The following is a 19,869-nucleotide window of genomic DNA, read 5'->3' as shown; positions in this document are numbered from 1 at the left end:
AACTCATCCTCTTAATCTTATTTTTTTCTCATTTGTGCCCTTTTTCTTTTATCAGGATCTAATATTTTCTTTCTCATCCTTATACTAATAGGTGTGACTTCAACTAATTCATCTGCAGCTATAAATTCCAAACATTCTTCTAAAGACATAGGAGTAATTGGTGTTAATTTTAATGCATCATCTGCTCCTGATGATCTTGTATTACTTAAATGTTTCTTCTTACATACATTTACTTCTATATCCCCAGCTCTTGAATATTCTCCTGCTATCATACCTTGGTAAACTTCAGTTCCTGGTCCTATGAATAATTCTCCTCTTTCTTGAGCATTATACAGTCCATAAGTTATTGCTGTACCAGTTTCAAATACTACTAGAGATCCTCTTGGTTTACTTGGCATTTCTCCTTTATAAGGTTCATATCCATCAAAAATATGATTCATTATACCGTTTCCTCTAGTATCTGTCATAAATTCACTTCTAAAACCTATTAATCCTCTTGCAGGTATTCTAAATTCTAGTCTTGAATATCCATTCAATGCAGAAGTCATGTTCACCATATCTCCTTTTCTAGGTCCTAGTTTTTCCATTACTGTTCCCATATACTCTTCTGGAACATCTATAGTTAAGTATTCTATTGGTTCTAACTTTTTACCATCTTCTTCTTTAAATATTACGCTTGGTTTTGAAACTTGAAATTCATATCCTTGTCTTCTCATAGTTTCAATAAGTACAGAAAGATGTAACTCCCCTCTACCGCTAACCTTAAAGCAATCTGCTGAATCAGTTTCTTCTACTTTTAAACTTACATTAGTCTCCAACTCTTTCAATAGTCTATCTCTTAAATGTCTTGAAGTTAAATAATCTCCTTCTTTTCCTGCAAAAGGTGAGTCATTTACCATGAAATTCATTGTAAGAGTCGGTTCATCTATCTCTACAAAAGGAAGAGCTTCAGGATTTTGTATATCTGCTAGGGTTTCTCCTATGTTTATATCATCTATTCCTGCAACTGCAACAATATCTCCAATTTTAGCTTCTTCTGTTTCTTCTCTTTGTAATCCGCTATAAGTATATAGTTTACTTATCTTAACATTATCTATTTTGCCATCTTTTCTCATAAGTGCTGCCTGTTGATTACGCTTAACAACACCTCTTTCAACTTTACCTACTCCAATTCTACCTACATATTCATTAGAATCTATTGTTGTTATAAGAATTTGGAATGGTTTATCTATATATCCTTCTGGTGCTTTTACATTTTTTATTATTGTGTCGAATAATGGTATCATATTTTCTGCTTCATCTTCCAATTGTTTTTTTGCTATTCCACTTCTAGCAGAACAATATACTACAGGAAAATCCAATTGGTCATCAGAAGCTCCTAATTCTACAAACAAATCGAAAATTTCATCTAAAACATCTTCTGCTCTAGCATCTGGTCTATCTATTTTATTTATTACAACTATTGGTTTTAAATCAAGCTCTAATGCCTTTTTTAAAACAAATTTTGTTTGTGGCATAGGTCCTTCATAAGAATCTACAACTAAAAGTACACTATCTACCATCTTAAGAACACGTTCAACTTCTCCTCCAAAGTCCGCGTGACCTGGAGTATCTATTATATTTATTTTAACTCCATCATACATTACAGATGTATTTTTTGAAAGTATAGTAATTCCTCTTTCTCTTTCTAGATCATTAGAATCCATTACTCTTTCTTCAACTTTTTCGTTTTCTCTGAAAACGTGACTTTCTTTAAGCATAGCATCTACTAAAGTAGTTTTACCATGATCAACGTGAGCAATTATTGCTATATTCCTAATGTCATTTCTTGTAAATAATTCCATATATGTTCCTCCAATTTTAAATTTGTCTCAAAAAAATTGGATACTTCGTAGTATCCAACCTATATTTCTACCATACTAATTCTAATATTCTACTCCTAAAAAGTCAACTTTTCAATAGAAATTATTTTTTACTTTCAAAACTTAAATCAACATCTACTGCCTCATTTAATATCTTTATTAAATCTTCCCAAATAACAGCAAATCTAGACTCCGCTTCTAAATAATTGCTTACAGTTTTATTCATAGCTATTATAGAGCCTAATTTATTCAATTTAGTTTCTGTTTCTTCTGATATTTTTTCATTGTTAAGTTGTTCATAGTAAGCTTCATATTGTAATTGTCTAAAATCCTTTAACATCTTTAAGTTATCTTCATTTTCTTTCATTTTTACACTAGTATTCCTTAACTCAACAACCTCTGGACAATCCTTTAAAACTCTAGCTAATTCATGTGCCTTATCATATAAATTCATAAAAGATTCCTCCTATAACACAATTATATATTAATTTTTAGCATTGAGTTAAAATTTTTTAATTTTAACTCAATGCTAAAAAAATTAAATTTCCATTATAATAGGAAGTATCATAGGTCTTCTCTTAGTTTTTTCATATAAAAATGCCCTAAGTGCATCCTTTATATTTGACTTTATAGTAGACCACTCTACAATATGATTTTCTTCACACTTTCTTAGTACTTCTTTTACAACTTCTCTTGCCTCACCCATTAAGTATTCAGATTCTCTTACATATACAAATCCTCTAGAGATTATATCTGGACCTGCTATAACCATTCCTGTTCCTCTTTCAATGGTTACCACTACTGTTAAAATACCATCCTGTGAAAGGTGCCTTCTATCTCTTAATACGATATTTCCTACATCTCCCACTCCTAATCCATCTACAAAAACTTGACCTGACATTACTGTACCATTTTTCTTAATACAATCTCTAGCTACCTCTATAACATCTCCATTTCCTGCTATAACGATATTTTCATGGCGCATACCTAATTTTTCTGCTAATTCTCCATGTTGTTTTAGATGTCTATATTCTCCATGTACTGGAATAAAATACTTAGGTCTTACTAAAGTATGCATAAGCTTTAGTTCTTCTTGACACGCGTGTCCTGAAACGTGGATATCTGCTAAAGCCTCATATATAACATCTGCTCCTTTTTGAAATAATTGATTTATAACTCTTGAAACTAGTTTTTCATTACCTGGTATAGGTGTTGCTGATATAACCACGGTATCTCCAGGTACTATATTTACTTTTCTATGCTCTGATGCCGCCATTCTTGAAAGCGCTGACATAGGCTCTCCCTGACTCCCTGTAGTTATTATTACTACCTTATTATCTGGATATTTATTTATAGAATCAATGTCTATAAAGGTTTCTAAAGGTGCTTTTATATAACCTAATTCCTTTGCTACCTCTACTATATTTTCCATACTTCTTCCAGAGAAAGCAACTTTTCTATCAAATTTTACTGCAGTACTTATTATTTGCTGCACTCTATGTATATTTGATGCAAAAGTAGCTACTATTATTCTACCTTTTCCCTTTGTAAATATATTATCAAAGGTTTTTCCTACAGTGCTTTCTGACATGGTATACCCAGGTCTTTCTACATTGGTGCTATCTGCTAGCATTAAGGCAACACCTTTTCTGCCTAATTCTGCAAATCTAGATAAATCCGCTACATGTCCGTCTATAGGAGTGTAGTCTATTTTAAAGTCTCCTGTATGAAGTATTGCTCCCACTGGAGTATGTATTGCTATAGCTACTGAATCCGCAATACTATGACTTGTTCTTATAAACTCCACCGTGCAATTTTCTAGTTTTATCATGTCCCTAGGCTTAATACAGTTTAATTTTACTGAGCTTAATAAATTATGCTCTTTTAGTTTTGTTTCAAGAATTCCAAGAGTTAATTTAGTACCATATACTGGAACATTTAATTCTTTTAGAACATATGGAAGAGCTCCTATATGATCTTCATGTCCATGGGTTAAAAATATTCCTTTTACCCTTTCTTTATTTTTCAATAAATAGCTTATATCCGGTATTACTATATCTATACCTAACATCTCTTCATCAGGAAATTTCAAACCGCAGTCTATTACAACTATATCATTTTTATATTCAAAAGCTGTAATATTTTTCCCGATTTCATTTAAGCCACCTAAGGGTATGACTTTTACTTTGTCTCTTTCTTTCTTCATTTTTTCCCTCCTTTTTCAAATTTAAGATTATATATTTATAAATCTATTACTTTGACTTTTTTAAACAATCCTTACATATTCCATAAAATTTAACGGTATGATCTTCTATTTTAAATTCATATTTTTTTTCTATTTTTTCTTCTAAATTTTCCAATAAATCTCCCTCTACTTCAAGAACTTTACTACAATTGATGCATATTAGATGGTGATGTTGATGATGTTCATCTTCGCTAACTAATTCATATCTGCTACATCCATCATTTAAATCCAGTCTTGTTACTATTCCAATTTCCTCTAAAAGAAGCACAGTTCTATAAACAGTTGCCAAACCTATTTCCGGACAATTCACCTTAACCAAGTTGTATATTTCTTCCGTAGTTAAATGATTTCCCTTATTATTAATTATCATTCCAACAATGGCTCTTCTCTGAGGAGTTAATTTATATCCATTTTCTTTTAGTATATCTTTGATTCTTTCCATTTTATCTTTATCATAAGAAACCTCTACCATGGAAATACCTCTCTTCATAGAATTTTTTTAAAAATATTAAAAACATTATAACCTTAACTAGAAATCTATGTCAATTTTTAGTTAAGAACAAAAGCTATGCCATGGCATAGCTTTTGTCTAATTTAATTCATACCCTTCTTCATTAAATAAAGTCTCATATGCCTCTAATACAAGTGCGAATTCTTCTTCATCATCTATGGTAGCTAATACATCGTTACCCTCATCATCTATATCAATTTTTAAAGCCATCGCTTCATCTGTATCTTCATTTTCTGGAATTACAATTACATATTCATTATCTTCTATATCTAATTTTGTTATAACTTCAAAGTCTATATCTTTTCCATCTTCGTCAACTAAAGTTATATGTGTTACATCATTTTCCATAATAGTATTCACCTCTTATTTATTTATTATACACGCTATCAAGATATCCTTGTAATATGTATATAGCAGCTATTTTATCTACAATCTTTTTTCTTTTAGCCCTAGATAAATCTCCTTCTATCATGGCTTTATGTGCCGCTACTGTAGTTAGTCTTTCATCCCACATAATTATTTCTTTTTCCAACTCTTTTTTTAGTATATCGCAAAATTCTGTAACTTTTTCACTTTGCGGTCCTAATGTACCATTCATATTTTTAGGAAGACCTGACACTATTTTATCTACTTTATACTCATTACATATATCTTCTATTTCTTTTATATCGTTTTTTAAATTACTTCTTTTTATGGTTTTTACACCTTGAGCCGTCCACCCTAAGGGATCGCTTATAGCAACTCCTATAGTTCTATCTCCCACATCTAATCCAAGTATTCTCATGCCCTGCTCCTTTATTTTTGATTCTTAAAAATAAAAAGTGCCCTTAAGGGCACTTTTATTTAATCCTTAAGTAGTTTTTTATTACTTCCTCTAATATCTCATCTCTTTCCAATTTTCTAACTAATGCTCTTGCACCATTATAATTTGTTATATAAGTAGGATCACCTGATATCAAATATCCAACCATTTGGTTTACTGGATTATATCCTTTTTCCATTAATGCGTCATACACTTGAGTGAGTATTTCCCTTGTTAATTCACTTTTACTCTTTCCTAAATCAAATTGTATAGTATTTTCATTCCTCACCCTATTCACCTCATTTTAAATGTTCCATACATTTACTTTTTATACTTCTAAATATATTATAAATCATATTTAATAAAATGTACACTATTTTACTAAACTACTCAATATATCCTCTACTTTAGCTATAGCTTCTTCTGCTTTTTCTGGATTTTTTCCTCCAGCTTGAGCCATGTCAGGTCTTCCACCTCCGCCTCCACCAGCAATGGATGCTACTTCTTTTATTATTTTTCCACAATGTGCACCTTTTGCCACAGCTTCTTTTGTGGCCATAGCTACAAATTGTATTTTTCCTTCTCCAACACTAGCTAATACTACTAATCCTTCTTGTATTTTGTCACGAAGTTTATCTGCTAAGTCTCTTAGCGCTCCTCCATCTATATCCTTCAATACTCCTGATACAAGTTTTATTCCTTTAACTTCTTTTATATTTTTTAATATATCCTCTTGAGAGCCACTCGCTAATTTGGACTTTAAATTATTTATTTCTTTTTCTTTATTTTTTATCTCTTCTATTTGACTAGTTGCTTTATTTATTATGTCCTTATTTGAACATTTTAAAACTTCACATAAACCTTCTAATAAAGCTTCTTTTTCTTCAATGTATTTTAATGCATTAAATCCTGTAACCCCTTCTATTCTTCTAACTCCAGCAGCTACACCTGTTTCAGAAATTATTTTAAATAATCCAATTTCACCAGAATTACTTACATGAGTACCACCACAAAGTTCTTTACTAAAATCTCCTAAAGATACAACTCTAACCTTTTCATCATATTTTTCATCAAATAGTGCTACTGCTCCGCTTTCTTTAGCCTCTTCTATATTCATAACTTTTGTATTAACTGGTATTACTTCCATTATCTTTTTATTAACTAACTTTTCAACATTTTTTAGTTCTTCTTTTGTAAGTGATGAGAAATGATTAAAGTCAAATCTTAGTCTATGTTCATCTACAAAAGATCCTGCCTGCTCTATATGTGCTCCTACTATCTTTTTTAAAGCCTCATGTAGTAAATGGGTAGCAGAGTGATTTTTCCTAATAGCATCTCTTCTTAATCTATCTACAGTTAAATTAACTGTATCCTGTAATTTTATACTTCCTTCCAATATTTCTACAAAGTGAAGTATCTTACCTGATATATTATTTCTACAATCTTGTATTTTTACCTTTACATTTTTTCCAGCTAATATACCTGTATCTCCTATTTGTCCTCCCTTTTCAGAGTAAAAAGGAGTTTTATCTACAATTATTATTCCTTTATCTCCCTGTTTTAATTCTTCTACTAATTCTTCTCCCTTTATTATAGCAATTATCTTAGCTTCCACAGATAATTCACTATATCCTAAGAATTCAGTTTGAAGTTCTATTGGAAGTTTATTTATAATAGTATCTTCTGATCCCATATAGTTAGTCTCTTCTCTTGCTGCTCTTGCTCTTTGTTTTTGAGCTTCCATTTCCTTAGTAAAGCCACCTTCATCTATATCTATACTTTTTTCCTCTAAAATCTCCTTAGTTAATTCTATTGGAAATCCATATGTATCATATAGTTTAAACGCTTTATCTCCCGGTAAAACTTTTTCTCCTTTGTTTATTAATTCATCTACATATTCATTTAGGATTTGTATTCCCCCATCTATGGTTTCTGCAAATCTCTCTTCTTCTAATTTTATAATCTTCTTTATATATTCTTCTTTTTCTTTTAATTCTTTATAAGCCTTGTGGGAATTTTCTATTACTACTTTACAAACTTTATATAAAAAATTTCCTTTGATACCTAGAAGCTTCCCATGTCTTGAAGCTCTTCTTAGAAGTCTTCTTAATACATATCCTCTTCCTTCATTTGAAGGTAGTATTCCATCACTTATCATAAAAGTAACACTTCTAACATGATCAGTTATTACCCTTAAAGATATATCTTTTTCTTTATTTTCACCATATTTAATGTTAGCTATTTCACTTATTTCATCTAAAACTGCTTTAATAGTATCTACTTCAAAAATACTATTAACACCTTGCATTATAGTAGCCATTCTTTCTAGACCCATACCAGTATCTATATTAGGATGAGCAAGTCTATTGTAATTTTCATTTTCATCTTTGTCAAATTGAGTGAATACTAAGTTCCAGAATTCTATTACTTCGTCATCATCGCTTTTTTTAATAAATTCTTCTACTGAATTTATTTTTTCACCTTCTCTTTGATAGTGAATTTCTGAACATGGACCACAAGGTCCTTGACCTATTTCCCAAAAATTATCTTCTTTTCCAAGTCTAAATATTCTTGAAGGGTCTATATCTGTAGATTTAGTCCAAATATCATAAGCTTCATCGTCATCTAAATATATTGTTACATATAGCTTATCCTTTGGTATATTTAAGCTCTTTGTAACAAACTCCCAAGCCCAAGGAATAACCTCGCATTTAAAATAATCTCCAAAAGAAAAATTACCTAACATTTCAAAAAAAGTACCATGTCTAGATGTCTTTCCTACATTTTCTATATCACCTGTCCTTATGCACTTTTGACATGTAGTAACTCTGCTTTTAGGTGGAGTTTGAACTCCTGTAAAGTATGGTTTTAAAGGTGCCATACCTGCATTTATTAAAAGCAAGCTTTTATCATTTTTAGGTACAAGTGAAAAACTTTCCATTCTCAAATGTCCTTTTCCTTCAAAAAAATTTAAATAAGCTTCTCTTATTTCATTTAAACCCATGTTTTTCATATTTATTTCCTCCTAATCTTTTTACAATCAAACGACAAAAAAGCCTTCGTTTTATCTATAAGGGACGAAAGCTTCCGCGGTACCACCCTATTTATACAATATAAAATTGTATCTCTTAAAGTTCTAAAGACTCAAAAATAGCTTCAATACAATTATTAAGAAGTTTTCACCTTCCACTTCCTCTCTTTATAATAATTAAATATTTACTCCTTTTTATCATTGTCATAATTATTCATTTTGATAACGATTATAAATAAAAAATCATAATATGTCAATAATTTCATTAAATTTAAGTGAAAAAATTAGAATATATAATAGTTTAAATCTTCATATATAACTTTTATAATAACTCCTAGAGGAATAGCTAGTATCATACCTAAAACTCCCCACAATTCTCCTCCTATTATAAGTAAAATAATTATTAAAAGTGGGTGCATACTTATATTATCTCCAATAAATTTAGGAGAAATGATATTTCCCTCTATTTGTTGTATTAAATATAGACATATCGCTGTCCATAGAGCTTTTTTTGTAGATATAGTGAGAGCTACAAGTATTGCAGGAATTGAGCCAAGTATTGGTCCAAAATAAGGTATAATATTAAAAAAAGCATTAATTACAGATAGTAAAATTGGAAAATCAACTTTTAACAATATTAAAATTATAAATGTAACTGCACCTATAAGAGCACTAAGTATGATTTGCACCACTATATATCTAGTTAAAATTTTATCAATATCTTTCATTATTCTTTGTACTACAGTTCTTATTTTCATGGGAAATAAAACAATAAGTCTACTATTTATTTTTTTCCAATCTACTAGAAAGTAATAAGATATTATTGGTATTATAAAAATATCCATAATATTTTCTCCTAAACTAACGGTTTTGTCAAAAATATTCATAAATGTTTTATTAATTATTGTATCTACCTTACTATATATATGATGTAAAAGTTCTATACCCATTTTATTATTTTTTAAAGGTTTTATCTTGTCATAAGCACCATCTAAAAACATTTGTATCCTATCTAATGCAACTATTATATTATTACTTTCTCTAAACAGAGAAGGTATTAAAAACATTACAAATATTACCACCAGAATAATTAGAGAAAATATGGTTATAAAGGATGCTATACCATCTTTTATACCTACTTTTACTAATACTTCCTTTACAGGTTTTAATATATACGCAATAACAAAAGATATAACAATTAATTTTAATATATTTCTAAAAGTACTATTACTAAATATAATAGCTATTACTAAACCTATTAGAACATACAATATTATTTTCTTATAAATTTTATCCATCTATATTTTCCTTTTTTATTATATTATTAGGTAAATTTACAAAATTAATTTTATCTTTTCTATTTTTATAAATAATATTTTCCTCTGATACTATTAAGTCCTTTGGTAGTACAACCTTCTTACCATATAAAAAATTTGAAATATAGCCCGTTGAAATTATTACACCATTAATTTTAAAATCTTCTGTAAATACTATATCCTCTATAAACCCTAAAATATTTTCCTCTTCATCTATAACATGTTTTGATTTAATACTGTTAAAGTGTATTTCTTCACCCTTGCTTTCTTTTCTAACTCTCATATTTTCTTTAAAAGATATTATATCTTCTTTTAATATATGAGAATATCCCTTAAATAAATTATAGGATATAATTACAAAACCTAGTATTTCTTCTTCTTCTAGCTGAATAATCATATCCTTTATAAAACCTATTCTTTTATCTTTTTCATTATATACTTCCATAAGTAAAAAGTCTTTTTTTCTATACACAAAATCACCTTCAAATATATGCTTTTATATATTTTTTACTTACGAAACAAAAAATATACTCTACTTTTAAATTAAGTAGAGCTTTCAACTGATTCTATTATTCCTCCACCAAGCAAAAGGTTTTCAATATAAAATACTACCGACTGCCCTTTTGTTATAGCCCTTTGCTTTTTATCAAAGGTAACTTTTACCCTATTATTTTCTAAAGGTTCTATTTCTGCTATTTCTCCTTTTGCTGAATATCTTATTTTAGCTTCTAACTTTATTTTTTCTTTCAATTCATCAAAAGGTATAAAATTTACATCCTTTGCAATAAGTATATTGTTAAATATTTTCTCTTCTTCTCCTAATACTACTTGATTCTTTTCTGGAATAATATCTATAACATAAGCTGGTTTTCCCAAAGCTATTCCTAATCCCTTTCTTTGACCTATGGTGTAATTAATTATTCCTTTATGTCTTCCTAATACTTTTCCTTTTTCATCTACAAAATTTCCTTCTTGTATTTTCTTTTTACAATTTTCTCTTATATATCTTCCATGATCATCATCAGGAATAAAGCAAATTTCTTCGCTATCTTTTTTATTGTGTATTTTTAATCCTATCTTTTTTGCAATCTCTCTTATTTGTTCCTTGTTATAGTCTCCACAAGGCATAAGAATATGCTTCAATTGATGTTGCTTTAAATTATATAACATATAGGTTTGATCCTTATTCTCATCCTCTGCTCTATATATTAAAGTTCTACCATCTTTCTCAATAATATTAGCATAGTGCCCAGTCGCAATGTAATCTGCCCCGAGTTCTATAGCCTTATTTAAGAAAGCATCAAACTTTATATGCTTATTACAATATACACATGGATTTGGTGTTCTTCCTTCAATATAGTCTTGCATAAAAGGAGTTGCAACCTTCTTGTTAAATTCTTCTATTAAATCCACTTCCACAAAAGGTATTTCTAAAAAGTCACAGACCTCCTTTGCACTTTTCATTATATCTTCTATTTTTTCCTTACTTCCATCATGGTAATTACCTGGGAAAACCTTCATAGTCATTCCTATGACATCATATCCTTGCTCCTTTAGAAGATATGCTGTAACAGAACTATCTACTCCTCCACTCATTCCTACTACTACTTTTTTCTTCATTTTTTTCACCATACCTTATTATAGTATTTCTTTAAAAATCCCAATGAAATATTTCATTGGGATTTTTAATATAATCATCCGTGCACTTCATCATGTATATGATCCGAGTGAACTTTCATTTCCCAAGGCTCTAAACCTATAGACTCCCTATAATCATTTATAGCCTTATGGATAGCTTCTTCTGCTAATACTGAGCAGTGCATTTTTACTGGTGGTAATCCATCTAATGCATCAGCTACTGCCTTATTAGATAATTCCCAAGCTTCTTCTAAAGTCTTCCCTTTTATTAACTCAGTTGCCATACTTGAAGAAGCTATAGCAGAGCCACACCCAAAAGTTTTGAATTTAACATCTTTTATTATATTATCTTCAACTTTTAAATATATTTTCATTATATCTCCGCATTTAGGATTTCCAACTTCTCCAACTCCATTTGCATCTGAAATTTCTCCTACATTTCTTGGATTTCTAAAATGTTCCATAACTTTATCACTATATGGCATCATAATTATTTCTCCCCTTCCTTTAGACTTTTTAAATAATCTTCCCAATAAGGTGACATTTCACGTCTTCTTTTTACTATATCTGGAAGCGTATTTAATATATAATCTACATCTTCTTCTGTACTACCTTCTCCTAGAGTAAGCCTTAAAGATCCATGGGCAATTCCATGACTTAAACCAATGGATAATAAGACATGGGAAGGATCTAAAGAACCTGAAGCACAGGCACTTCCTGTGGATGCACATACTCCTTCAAAATCTAAATCTAGTAATAGAGTTTCTCCCTCTATACCTATAAAGCTCAAATTTACGTTGTTTGGTAATCTCTTATCTCCTGTTGGTCCATTTAATTTTGTATGAGGTATTTTATTCATTAATCCCTCTATAAGTCTATCTCTCATTTTAGTTAGTCTTTCTTTTTCTTCATAAAGATGTTCTGTAGCTAATTCTATGGCCTTACCAATACCTACTATACCTGGAACATTTTCTGTTGTACCTCTTTTTCCTTTTTCTTGCCCACCACCATGAATTAAGTTTTCAATTCTAACACCTTTTCTTATATATAAAGCCCCTATTCCTTTTGGTCCATAAAATTTATGCCCAGCCATGGATAACATATCTATATTCATATCTTTTACATCTATAGGAACATGCCCCATTGCTTGAACTGCATCTGTATGGAATAAAACCTTTCTTTCTCTGCATATTTTCCCAATTTCTTTTATAGATTGGATAGCTCCAATTTCGTTATTAGCAAACATTATAGTTACAAGGATTGTATTGTCTTTTATAGCATTTTTTAAATCTTCTAAACTAATTAATCCTTCATCGTTTACTGGTAAATATGTTATTTCAAAACCATTCCTCTTTAGAAACTCACAACTGTGAAGTACTGCATGATGTTCTATAGCTGTAGTTATTATATGATTTCCTTTATTTTTATTTGCAAAAGCCACTCCTTTAATTGCCCAGTTATCTGCCTCAGAACCTCCGCTAGTAAAGTAAATCTCATCTTTTTCTGAATTAATACCCTTAGCTACTCTTTCCCTTGCACTATCAATAGCTTCAATTGGGTCTTGAGAAACTGAGTAAAATTTTGAAGATGGATTTCCAAATTTACCTGTAAAATAAGGAAGCATTTCTTCTAAAACCTCTGGCTTTGTATATGTAGTAGCTGAGTAATCCATATATACAACTTTTCTGTCCATTTTTATTTCCCCTTTCCTTTACAACTGTTTAATTTATAATAGTCATCTACCATATCTTGAAGTGTTGTAGTCTTTGTTACATTATCAATACTTTCTTTAATTCTTACCCACAATAACCTTGTGGAACAAGAGTCCATATTTTCACACTCTCCTTGTGATACACAGTTAGATAGTTCTACAGGTCCTTCTAAGGTTTCTATAATTTCTGCAATACTTATATCCTTGGGTTCCCTACTTAACAAGTATCCACCTTGAGCTCCTCTAATACTTTTTATTAAATCTGCTTTTCTTAAAGTAGCAAATAATTGTTCTAAATAATATTCTGATATATTTTGTCTTTCTGAAATACTTTTTATAGAAATAGGGATATCTCCATAGTTTAAAGCCAAGTCTATCATAGCCCTTACACCATATCTCCCCTTTGTAGATAATTTCATCTAATCACCTCTCTAGTTACCGATGAAAGTCTACTGCTTTACTAAACTTTCAAATTTATAATAACAAATCCGAGTATTCCTGTCAACTATAAATTTATAATTAATTTTCTAGCCATCAAAGAATAAAAATCCTTATAAATTATTCTTTTTTATTGAACTCCAATATCTTTTTATACTATATTCATATTTGTTCTCTTGAGGAATATAATACTTCTTGCCTTTAAGTTTTTTAGGTAAATACTCTTGCTCCACATAATTATTTTTGCAATCATGTGGATACTTATATCCAGTTCCTCTATTTAAAATTTCCGCTCCATTATAATGTGAATCTTTTATATGATTTGGTATATCCCCTACATCCTTTTTTCTTATATCCATTAATGCTTTATCTATAGCTTCTATACATGAATTTGATTTAGGAGAAGTAGCTAACAATATAGTTGCCTGAGCTAACGGTATTCTCCCCTCTGGAAGTCCCAATTGCATAGCAGAATCCACACAATTTTTTACTATGGATATTGCACTAGGATAGGCTAAACCTATGTCTTCACTGGCTATAACCAAAAGTCTTCTACAAATAGAAATTAAATCTCCTGCCTCTATAAGTCTTGCTAAATAGTGAATAGATGCATCTGCATCACTTCCCCTAATAGACTTTTGAAAAGCACTAAGTATGTCATAATGACTATCTCCAAATTTATCATAATTTAATACCTTCCTTTGGGTGCACTCAATTGCCACTTCTAAGTCCACAACTATTTTATTTTCTAATGTAGGCTTAGTAGAGTAGACACAAAGCTCTAGCCCATTTAATGCTCTTCTTAAATCTCCATTGCTTACCTTAGCAATGTGTTCTAGGGCATCTTTTGAAAAATATATATATGTATTTTTAAAATCCTCTTTTTTTAAAATATCCAAAGCTCTATTAAGTGCTTCTAATATATCTTCTTTTAATAAAGACTTAAATTCAAAAATAGTTGCTCTACTCAATATTGCTTTATATATGTAGTGGTATGGATTTTCTGTAGTACTTGCAATTAAAGTTATTTGCCCTTTTTCCATAAATTCTAATAATGATTGTTGTTGTTTTTTATTAAAATTCTGAATTTCATCTAAGTATAAAACTACTCCCTCTACTCCCATGAAACTGTCTAAATCTGCTATTATATTTTTTATGTCTGCTAAAGATGCATTAGTAGCATTTAATTTATATAAAGTTTTATTTGTTCTATTTGCAATAATATTTGCCACTGTAGTCTTTCCAGTTCCTGGCGGACCATAAAATATCATATTAGTAAGTTTCTCAGAATTTATTATTCTTCTTAGTATTTTTCCCTGCCCAAGAATGTGTTTTTGACCAAAAACCTCATCTAAGATTTTTGGTCTTATTTTATCTGCTAATGGTTTTTCAAACATAATTAATATTTTACTCCTTTAAGTACTATTTTATATAACAATCTAATATCTCCGCATAATAGAAAGTATGATAATCTCCATCTTTGTAAAATTTGTCTTTTATATCTTCTGATAGATTCTCTTTAACCATAGCCTCTTTATATAATATTTTACATTCAAAATGCATTTCACAATTATCTATTATAGGTGTTTCAATTTTTTTACCCTTTTCTAATTTTAAATTGCATTCTTTAATTTTATCTACATCTCTTCCTGATTTACTTCCACAAAAGGTTAGTTCTTTTTTTAAATTAACATCTACAGGTATACTTACAGTAAATTCTGAAGCCTTTTCTATTAACTCATAGGTATATCTAGATTTCCTTACCATAACTGAGAAAATAGGCATTCTCCATTGATATCCTATATTCGCCCATCCTATAGTCATAGTATTTACCTTATCATCATCTTTTATAGTTAAAAATGCTCCTTTTTCCTTAATTAGATCAATTGCCCTTCCTAAAGTTTCTTCAAATTTCATAAAAGCTTCCTCCCTTATATAAATTCAGGCTTTCTATTTTTATAATAAACAGGTTTAAGCCCACTTTCTTCTGCTAATTCCCTAGCCACCTTAAAATGATTACCTATATCTTCATATGTATGAGCGTCAGAACCTATAGTTACGTATTTTCCACCTAATTTATTAAAGTTTTTATATATTTGAAAAAGAGATTCATGCACATCTTTATGTCCTAACCTTCTTGTACTTATTTCTAATGCTTTATCTTTAATAATTAATTCTTTAAAAATTTCATTTAATATATCTTTATACTCATGATAATAAAGTTCTCTATTTTCGTATCTTGCATATCTGCATATGTAATCTATATGACTTAAAGAGTCTATAAAATCATACTTTTTAACACACTTTAACATATAATCCAAGTAATTAGTATATGCTTCTTTTTTATTTCTATCCTGATAAAAACTCTTAGAATATACATCATAGTATGTCCCTTCATATTCTACTAAATGGACAGAGCCTAAAATAAAATCAAAATCATATTTGTTAGCTATTTTTTCATTCTCTTCTATGCAGTCTAGTCTCATACCCATTTCTACACCTAGTAAAAGTTTATCATTCCTATATGGTTCATACTGTTTAAAGTAATCATCTATATTAAATATAAATTTATCAGGTATTATAAAGTTCAAATCAAAATGTTCTGTTAGTATTGCACCTATGTCTTCTTTCTTAGATTTTTTTAAAACTTCTTCTAAAGTCATTTTACTATCTGTTGAAAAATTTGTATGAATATGGCTATCAAACATTATTAACGTTATAATTATAAATTATAACGATCTCACCTACCTTCTCAGATAAATTTTACTTATTAGCATTATAGTTTAAACAAAAACTTTCATCTGAATTAAAAAACCTTAAAAACATCTTGTCTTTAATTGTACTATCAAAAACTATTCTAGAACAGGTAAAATTAGGTTCACTTTTTAAGGCTAATATTGAATCTTCATATGATGTACCTCTATAGTTTAGTATATCATTAAAATCTTCTATTTCTATATTTTCTCCCTTTGTACTTATTTTGTCTTTTAAGAGGTCATATACCTTTTCTAATCTAAAAAGTGTAGTACTTCCCTGTTGTATTTTTTTATTCTTAAATTTTTCATGTACATAATGATTTGTATGAGCATAATAATCTTTTATTTCTTTTACACTTATATCATCTTTAGTTACTTCTACAGACACAGCTATATTTTTATTAGCATCTAAGGCTATGGCATGAAAACCTGATGCTCTATCTTCAATGTTACATCTTTTTATAAAATCTTCTATAGATGTTGCCTCTGTTATATGTCTTTGTATGAAATACCTTGGTATTCCCTCTAAATTTACCTCTTCACTATGACAATAATTAATAGTTTTTATTATCCCACTACTATTGTAGCTAAAAGCATTTCCAAAGGGCATATTAAAATAATCGTAGGTAGTAAACCAACCTTCATTATCCTTTATGTAAGTGGTCATATATGATGGATTTCCCCTGTATTCATCATCTTCGTTATGTCCTATTATAAAAGATCCATTTTCTCTTCTACGAATTATGGATGTACATCCCACTCCTTCCCCTAGAATTTCTGCACACATTAAAAGAAGATGTAACCTTTCATTTATCCCTGCACCTTTTGCTCTTCCATAGACTTCTTTTAAGTATGTGGGGAACCTTTCTTCTAGCTTTTTACTTATATTATCTAATTTTTTCATAATATCTTCATCATCCAACAAATGCTTAAATTTTTCCCCGTATTCTTTAATAAAACTGCTCATTTCCTTACCTGTAATTATTCCATTTTCATAGGGTGACTTATTAACTCTTAAAAATCTTGTTTTCAAATTCATAAAACTCCATTCTCCTTTGTGCCTAAATTTTTATTTTATAAATTGCAAATATGGACTTACGCTGCATATTTAAATATAATAGAATATATAAAATATATAATATTATATCATCTAATACGCTTAGTTAATGAACAATGAATAATTTATGAGAATTTTCTTCCGTTTCACTACAGAAAATCTTAAATTTTATTTTGTAAACTCGTTTACTTCGCTGAACATCGCTATTTTAGTTAAGAATTAAGAGTGAAGAGTTTATATTTATCTAAACAGAAGGTTTTACATAATTAAATTTTTTTCGTAATGATATTGAAGAAAAAGTATCAATAATTATTCATTCTTCATTGTTCATTATAAAAAGGGGGCTTATCATGGAAAGAATGCAATTTAATAGAAAAGAATATTTAAAAGATGTAAAAAACATAGTTGTAAAAGTTGGTTCTTCTACATTAACCTATGAAAATGGACTTTTAAATCTATTTCACATTGAACATTTAGTACGTCAATTAGTAGATCTACATAATAGAGGCTATAATGTAATTTTAGTATCCTCTGGAGCTATAGGTGCAGGTGTTGGAAAGCTTGGATTATCAGAAAAACCTAAAAGCATTCCTGAAAAGCAAGCTGCTGCTGCTGTAGGTCAAGGAATACTCTTGCATACCTATGAAAAAATCTTTGCTGAGTATGGCAAAACTATTGGTCAAATTCTTTTAACTAAAGAAGATATGATAGATGAAGTTAGAAGCTGTAATGCTACAAATACTTTTAACGCACTTTTAGATAAAAGAGTTATACCTATAATAAATGAAAATGATGCTGTAGTAGTAGATGAAATTAAGGTTGGCGATAATGACACTCTTTCAGCTTTTGTATCTAAATTAGTAAAGGCAGATTTATTAATTTTGATGTCTGATATAGAAGGATTATATAGCTGTGATCCAAGAATAAATAATGATGCTGAATTAATAAATTTTGTTGAAAAAATAACAAAAGATATTATATCTTGTGCTGGTGGAGCAGGAACTGATCTTGGTACTGGCGGTATGGCTACAAAAATAAAGGCAGCAAAAATAGCTACCTCAGCAGGTATACCAATGTTAATTGTAAATGGTGCAACAAATGAAGTTTTACAAGATGTAGTTGAGGGAAAATCAGTAGGCACATGGTTTAATGCAATTAAATAATAATTTTAGGAGGTATTATTTTGGATGATTTAAACAAATATTTAATTAATAAAGGTAAAAAGGCTAAAGAAGCTTCTAGATTTCTATCATCAGTAGATTCTAATTTTAAAAACAAAGCTCTTCATAAAATGGGTGAAGATTTGAAAGCAAATATGAATAAAATTATAGCAGCAAATAAAATTGATATGGAAAAAGGTAAGGAAAAAGGACTTTCTAAATCTCTTTTAGATAGACTTTTAATAGATGAAAAAAGGGTAAATGATATGGTTAATGGTCTTATAGAAGTTGCCGAACTTCCAGACCCAATAGGTGAAGTTTTAAATATGTGGAAAAGACCAAATGGCATTAATATTGGTGTAAAGAGGGTGCCTTTAGGTGTTATAGGTATAATTTATGAAGCTAGACCTAATGTAACAGTTGATGCAACAGCCCTTTGTCTAAAGTCAGGGAATGCTGTAATCCTAAGAGGTGGTTCTGAGGCCATAAATACTAATAAAGCCATTGGAAAAATCTTAGAAAACTCCGCTATAGAAAGTGGACTTCCTGAAGGCACTATTCAGCTTATTGAAACTACTGATAGAGAAATAGTAAATAAAATGCTTAAGCTAAATGAATATATAGATGTTCTTATTCCTAGAGGAGGTAGAGGACTAATTGACAATGTGGTTAAAAACTCCACAGTTCCTGTAATTCAAACTGGAGTTGGACTATGTCATGTCTATGTGGATGGCTCCGCTAATTTAAAAATGGCTCAAGATATAATTGTAAATGCAAAAACTCAAAGGCCTGGCGTTTGCAATGCTCTAGAAACTTTATTAGTTCATAAAGATGTAGCTAATAGCTTTCTTCCTGAAATTGTAAGTGAAATTAGTAAATATGGAGTAGAATCTAAACTCTGTGAAAAATCCTTTGAAGTGGTGAAAGGTTCTATTAAAGATGCTAAAGTATTATCTTTAATATCTGAGGCAACTGAAGAAGATTGGGATACTGAATACTTAGATTTAATTTTATCTATTAAAATAGTAAATTCTTTAGATGAAGCTTTAAATCATATTTATGATCATGGAACTAAACATTCTGAAGCTATTATTACAGAAAATTACACTAATTCTCAAAGATTTTTAAATGAAGTAGATGCCGCTGCTGTATATGTAAATGCTTCTACTAGATTTACTGATGGAAGTCAATTTGGTTTTGGTGCAGAAATAGGCATAAGCACACAAAAACTTCACGCTAGAGGTCCTATGGGACTTACTCAATTAACTACTACAAAATATATAATTTATGGAAATGGACAAATAAGATAATAAATTAATAAGCTAAAAGCTAAAGGCTTTTA

The 19,869-nt window shown here is 29.5% G+C and carries 20 protein-coding genes and 1 other annotated feature; of the genes, 2 read left to right on the top strand and 18 right to left on the bottom strand.

Annotated features, from left to right (window positions below; translation table 11 throughout):
* Positions 1 to 17: 17 nt before the first annotated feature.
* The 18 genes from typA to B5D21_RS03350 form a co-directional block, all read right to left on the bottom strand.
* On the bottom strand, positions 18 to 1,844 hold the full coding sequence (gene typA, locus B5D21_RS03435; RefSeq protein ID WP_011099305.1) for a translational GTPase TypA: 1,827 nt from the start codon (positions 1,842 to 1,844) through the stop codon (positions 18 to 20).
* Positions 1,845 to 1,965: 121 nt separating this feature from the next.
* Positions 1,966 to 2,316, bottom strand: coding sequence for a YlbF/YmcA family competence regulator (locus B5D21_RS03430; RefSeq protein ID WP_011099304.1), 351 nt, complete (start codon positions 2,314 to 2,316; stop codon positions 1,966 to 1,968).
* Between the two features lie 84 nt (positions 2,317 to 2,400).
* Positions 2,401 to 4,068, bottom strand: a complete 1,668-nt coding sequence (locus tag B5D21_RS03425) for a ribonuclease J (RefSeq protein WP_011099303.1) — start codon at positions 4,066 to 4,068, stop codon at positions 2,401 to 2,403.
* Positions 4,069 to 4,114: 46 nt separating this feature from the next.
* The gene (locus B5D21_RS03420; protein WP_011099302.1) at positions 4,115 to 4,597 is read right to left on the bottom strand and encodes a Fur family transcriptional regulator; all 483 of its coding nucleotides are present in this window, start codon (positions 4,595 to 4,597) and stop codon (positions 4,115 to 4,117) included.
* Between the two features lie 99 nt (positions 4,598 to 4,696).
* Positions 4,697 to 4,966, bottom strand: coding sequence for a DUF1292 domain-containing protein (locus B5D21_RS03415; RefSeq protein WP_035110069.1), 270 nt, complete (start codon positions 4,964 to 4,966; stop codon positions 4,697 to 4,699).
* A gap of 19 nt (positions 4,967 to 4,985) precedes the next feature.
* A complete protein-coding gene (gene ruvX / locus B5D21_RS03410) occupies positions 4,986 to 5,402 on the bottom strand; it encodes a Holliday junction resolvase RuvX (RefSeq protein ID WP_011099301.1) in 417 nt (138 codons plus the stop codon).
* A gap of 55 nt (positions 5,403 to 5,457) precedes the next feature.
* Complete coding sequence (locus B5D21_RS03405; protein WP_023437919.1) at positions 5,458 to 5,709, bottom strand: IreB family regulatory phosphoprotein; 252 nt, start codon at positions 5,707 to 5,709, stop codon at positions 5,458 to 5,460.
* An 84-nt stretch (positions 5,710 to 5,793) separates the two neighbouring features.
* Positions 5,794 to 8,433, bottom strand: a complete 2,640-nt coding sequence (gene alaS / locus B5D21_RS03400) for an alanine--tRNA ligase (RefSeq protein ID WP_011099300.1) — start codon at positions 8,431 to 8,433, stop codon at positions 5,794 to 5,796.
* A 57-nt stretch (positions 8,434 to 8,490) separates the two neighbouring features.
* Positions 8,491 to 8,662 (bottom strand) — a binding site (T-box leader).
* 73 nt (positions 8,663 to 8,735) lie between these two features.
* Positions 8,736 to 9,749, bottom strand: a complete 1,014-nt coding sequence (locus B5D21_RS03395; RefSeq protein WP_011099299.1) for an AI-2E family transporter — start codon at positions 9,747 to 9,749, stop codon at positions 8,736 to 8,738.
* Entirely contained in the window at positions 9,742 to 10,239 is a 498-nt protein-coding gene (locus B5D21_RS03390; protein WP_011099298.1) for a PRC-barrel domain-containing protein, read from the bottom strand. The genes B5D21_RS03395 and B5D21_RS03390 overlap by 8 nt, the downstream gene beginning before the upstream one ends.
* A gap of 71 nt (positions 10,240 to 10,310) precedes the next feature.
* Positions 10,311 to 11,396, bottom strand: a complete 1,086-nt coding sequence (mnmA, locus tag B5D21_RS03385; protein WP_171816091.1) for a tRNA 2-thiouridine(34) synthase MnmA — start codon at positions 11,394 to 11,396, stop codon at positions 10,311 to 10,313.
* Between the two features lie 65 nt (positions 11,397 to 11,461).
* Positions 11,462 to 11,890, bottom strand: a complete 429-nt coding sequence (nifU, locus tag B5D21_RS03380; RefSeq protein WP_035110486.1) for a Fe-S cluster assembly scaffold protein NifU — start codon at positions 11,888 to 11,890, stop codon at positions 11,462 to 11,464.
* 5 nt (positions 11,891 to 11,895) lie between these two features.
* Positions 11,896 to 13,098 (bottom strand): cysteine desulfurase NifS, encoded by a 1,203-nt coding sequence (gene nifS, locus B5D21_RS03375; RefSeq protein WP_011099295.1) that lies wholly within the window; start codon positions 13,096 to 13,098, stop codon positions 11,896 to 11,898.
* A 2-nt stretch (positions 13,099 to 13,100) separates the two neighbouring features.
* Positions 13,101 to 13,535 carry an RrF2 family transcriptional regulator gene (locus B5D21_RS03370; RefSeq protein ID WP_011099294.1) on the bottom strand — a complete coding sequence of 145 codons (435 nt, stop codon included), beginning with the start codon at positions 13,533 to 13,535 and terminating at the stop codon, positions 13,101 to 13,103.
* 132 nt (positions 13,536 to 13,667) lie between these two features.
* A complete protein-coding gene (locus B5D21_RS03365; RefSeq protein WP_011099293.1) occupies positions 13,668 to 14,951 on the bottom strand; it encodes a replication-associated recombination protein A in 1,284 nt (427 codons plus the stop codon).
* A 25-nt stretch (positions 14,952 to 14,976) separates the two neighbouring features.
* Positions 14,977 to 15,471 carry a flavin reductase family protein gene (locus tag B5D21_RS03360; protein ID WP_011099292.1) on the bottom strand — a complete coding sequence of 165 codons (495 nt, stop codon included), beginning with the start codon at positions 15,469 to 15,471 and terminating at the stop codon, positions 14,977 to 14,979.
* Positions 15,472 to 15,485: 14 nt separating this feature from the next.
* Positions 15,486 to 16,262, bottom strand: coding sequence for a histidinol phosphate phosphatase (locus B5D21_RS03355; RefSeq protein WP_011099291.1), 777 nt, complete (start codon positions 16,260 to 16,262; stop codon positions 15,486 to 15,488).
* Positions 16,263 to 16,317: 55 nt separating this feature from the next.
* Entirely contained in the window at positions 16,318 to 17,349 is a 1,032-nt protein-coding gene (locus tag B5D21_RS03350; protein ID WP_011099290.1) for a C45 family peptidase, read from the bottom strand.
* Between the two features lie 377 nt (positions 17,350 to 17,726).
* Between B5D21_RS03350 and proB the strand changes: the two genes are divergently transcribed.
* Complete coding sequence (proB, locus tag B5D21_RS03345; protein WP_035110487.1) at positions 17,727 to 18,530, top strand: glutamate 5-kinase; 804 nt, start codon at positions 17,727 to 17,729, stop codon at positions 18,528 to 18,530.
* 20 nt (positions 18,531 to 18,550) lie between these two features.
* Positions 18,551 to 19,837 carry a glutamate-5-semialdehyde dehydrogenase gene (locus B5D21_RS03340; protein WP_011099288.1) on the top strand — a complete coding sequence of 429 codons (1,287 nt, stop codon included), beginning with the start codon at positions 18,551 to 18,553 and terminating at the stop codon, positions 19,835 to 19,837.
* Positions 19,838 to 19,869 lie beyond the last annotated feature (32 nt).

Origin of the sequence: Clostridium tetani, assembly GCF_900167265.1 — a bacterium.
In the GTDB taxonomy this organism is placed as follows: Bacteria; Bacillota; Clostridia; order Clostridiales; family Clostridiaceae; genus Clostridium_G; species Clostridium_G tetani.
This window is presented reverse-complemented; position numbering and strand designations above follow the sequence as displayed.

What these genes read in the sequence shown, in the direction of transcription:
- proB (WP_035110487.1), top strand. Translation starts at nt 17,727, where the DNA reads ATGCAATTTAATAGAAAAGAATATTTAAAAGATGTAAAAAACATAGTT.
- B5D21_RS03365 (WP_011099293.1), bottom strand. Translation starts at nt 14,951, where the DNA reads ATGTTTGAAAAACCATTAGCAGATAAAATAAGACCAAAAATCTTAGAT.
- B5D21_RS03420 (WP_011099302.1), bottom strand. Translation starts at nt 4,597, where the DNA reads ATGAAGAGAGGTATTTCCATGGTAGAGGTTTCTTATGATAAAGATAAA.
- B5D21_RS03425 (WP_011099303.1), bottom strand. Translation starts at nt 4,068, where the DNA reads ATGAAGAAAGAAAGAGACAAAGTAAAAGTCATACCCTTAGGTGGCTTA.
- nifS (WP_011099295.1), bottom strand. Translation starts at nt 13,098, where the DNA reads ATGGACAGAAAAGTTGTATATATGGATTACTCAGCTACTACATATACA.
- B5D21_RS03355 (WP_011099291.1), bottom strand. Translation starts at nt 16,262, where the DNA reads ATGTTTGATAGCCATATTCATACAAATTTTTCAACAGATAGTAAAATG.
- B5D21_RS03350 (WP_011099290.1), bottom strand. Translation starts at nt 17,349, where the DNA reads ATGAATTTGAAAACAAGATTTTTAAGAGTTAATAAGTCACCCTATGAA.
- ruvX (WP_011099301.1), bottom strand. Translation starts at nt 5,402, where the DNA reads ATGAGAATACTTGGATTAGATGTGGGAGATAGAACTATAGGAGTTGCT.
- B5D21_RS03370 (WP_011099294.1), bottom strand. Translation starts at nt 13,535, where the DNA reads ATGAAATTATCTACAAAGGGGAGATATGGTGTAAGGGCTATGATAGAC.
- B5D21_RS03430 (WP_011099304.1), bottom strand. Translation starts at nt 2,316, where the DNA reads ATGAATTTATATGATAAGGCACATGAATTAGCTAGAGTTTTAAAGGAT.
- nifU (WP_035110486.1), bottom strand. Translation starts at nt 11,890, where the DNA reads ATGCCATATAGTGATAAAGTTATGGAACATTTTAGAAATCCAAGAAAT.
- typA (WP_011099305.1), bottom strand. Translation starts at nt 1,844, where the DNA reads ATGGAATTATTTACAAGAAATGACATTAGGAATATAGCAATAATTGCT.
- B5D21_RS03360 (WP_011099292.1), bottom strand. Translation starts at nt 15,471, where the DNA reads ATGAAATTTGAAGAAACTTTAGGAAGGGCAATTGATCTAATTAAGGAA.
- alaS (WP_011099300.1), bottom strand. Translation starts at nt 8,433, where the DNA reads ATGAAAAACATGGGTTTAAATGAAATAAGAGAAGCTTATTTAAATTTT.
- B5D21_RS03415 (WP_035110069.1), bottom strand. Translation starts at nt 4,966, where the DNA reads ATGGAAAATGATGTAACACATATAACTTTAGTTGACGAAGATGGAAAA.
- B5D21_RS03395 (WP_011099299.1), bottom strand. Translation starts at nt 9,749, where the DNA reads ATGGATAAAATTTATAAGAAAATAATATTGTATGTTCTAATAGGTTTA.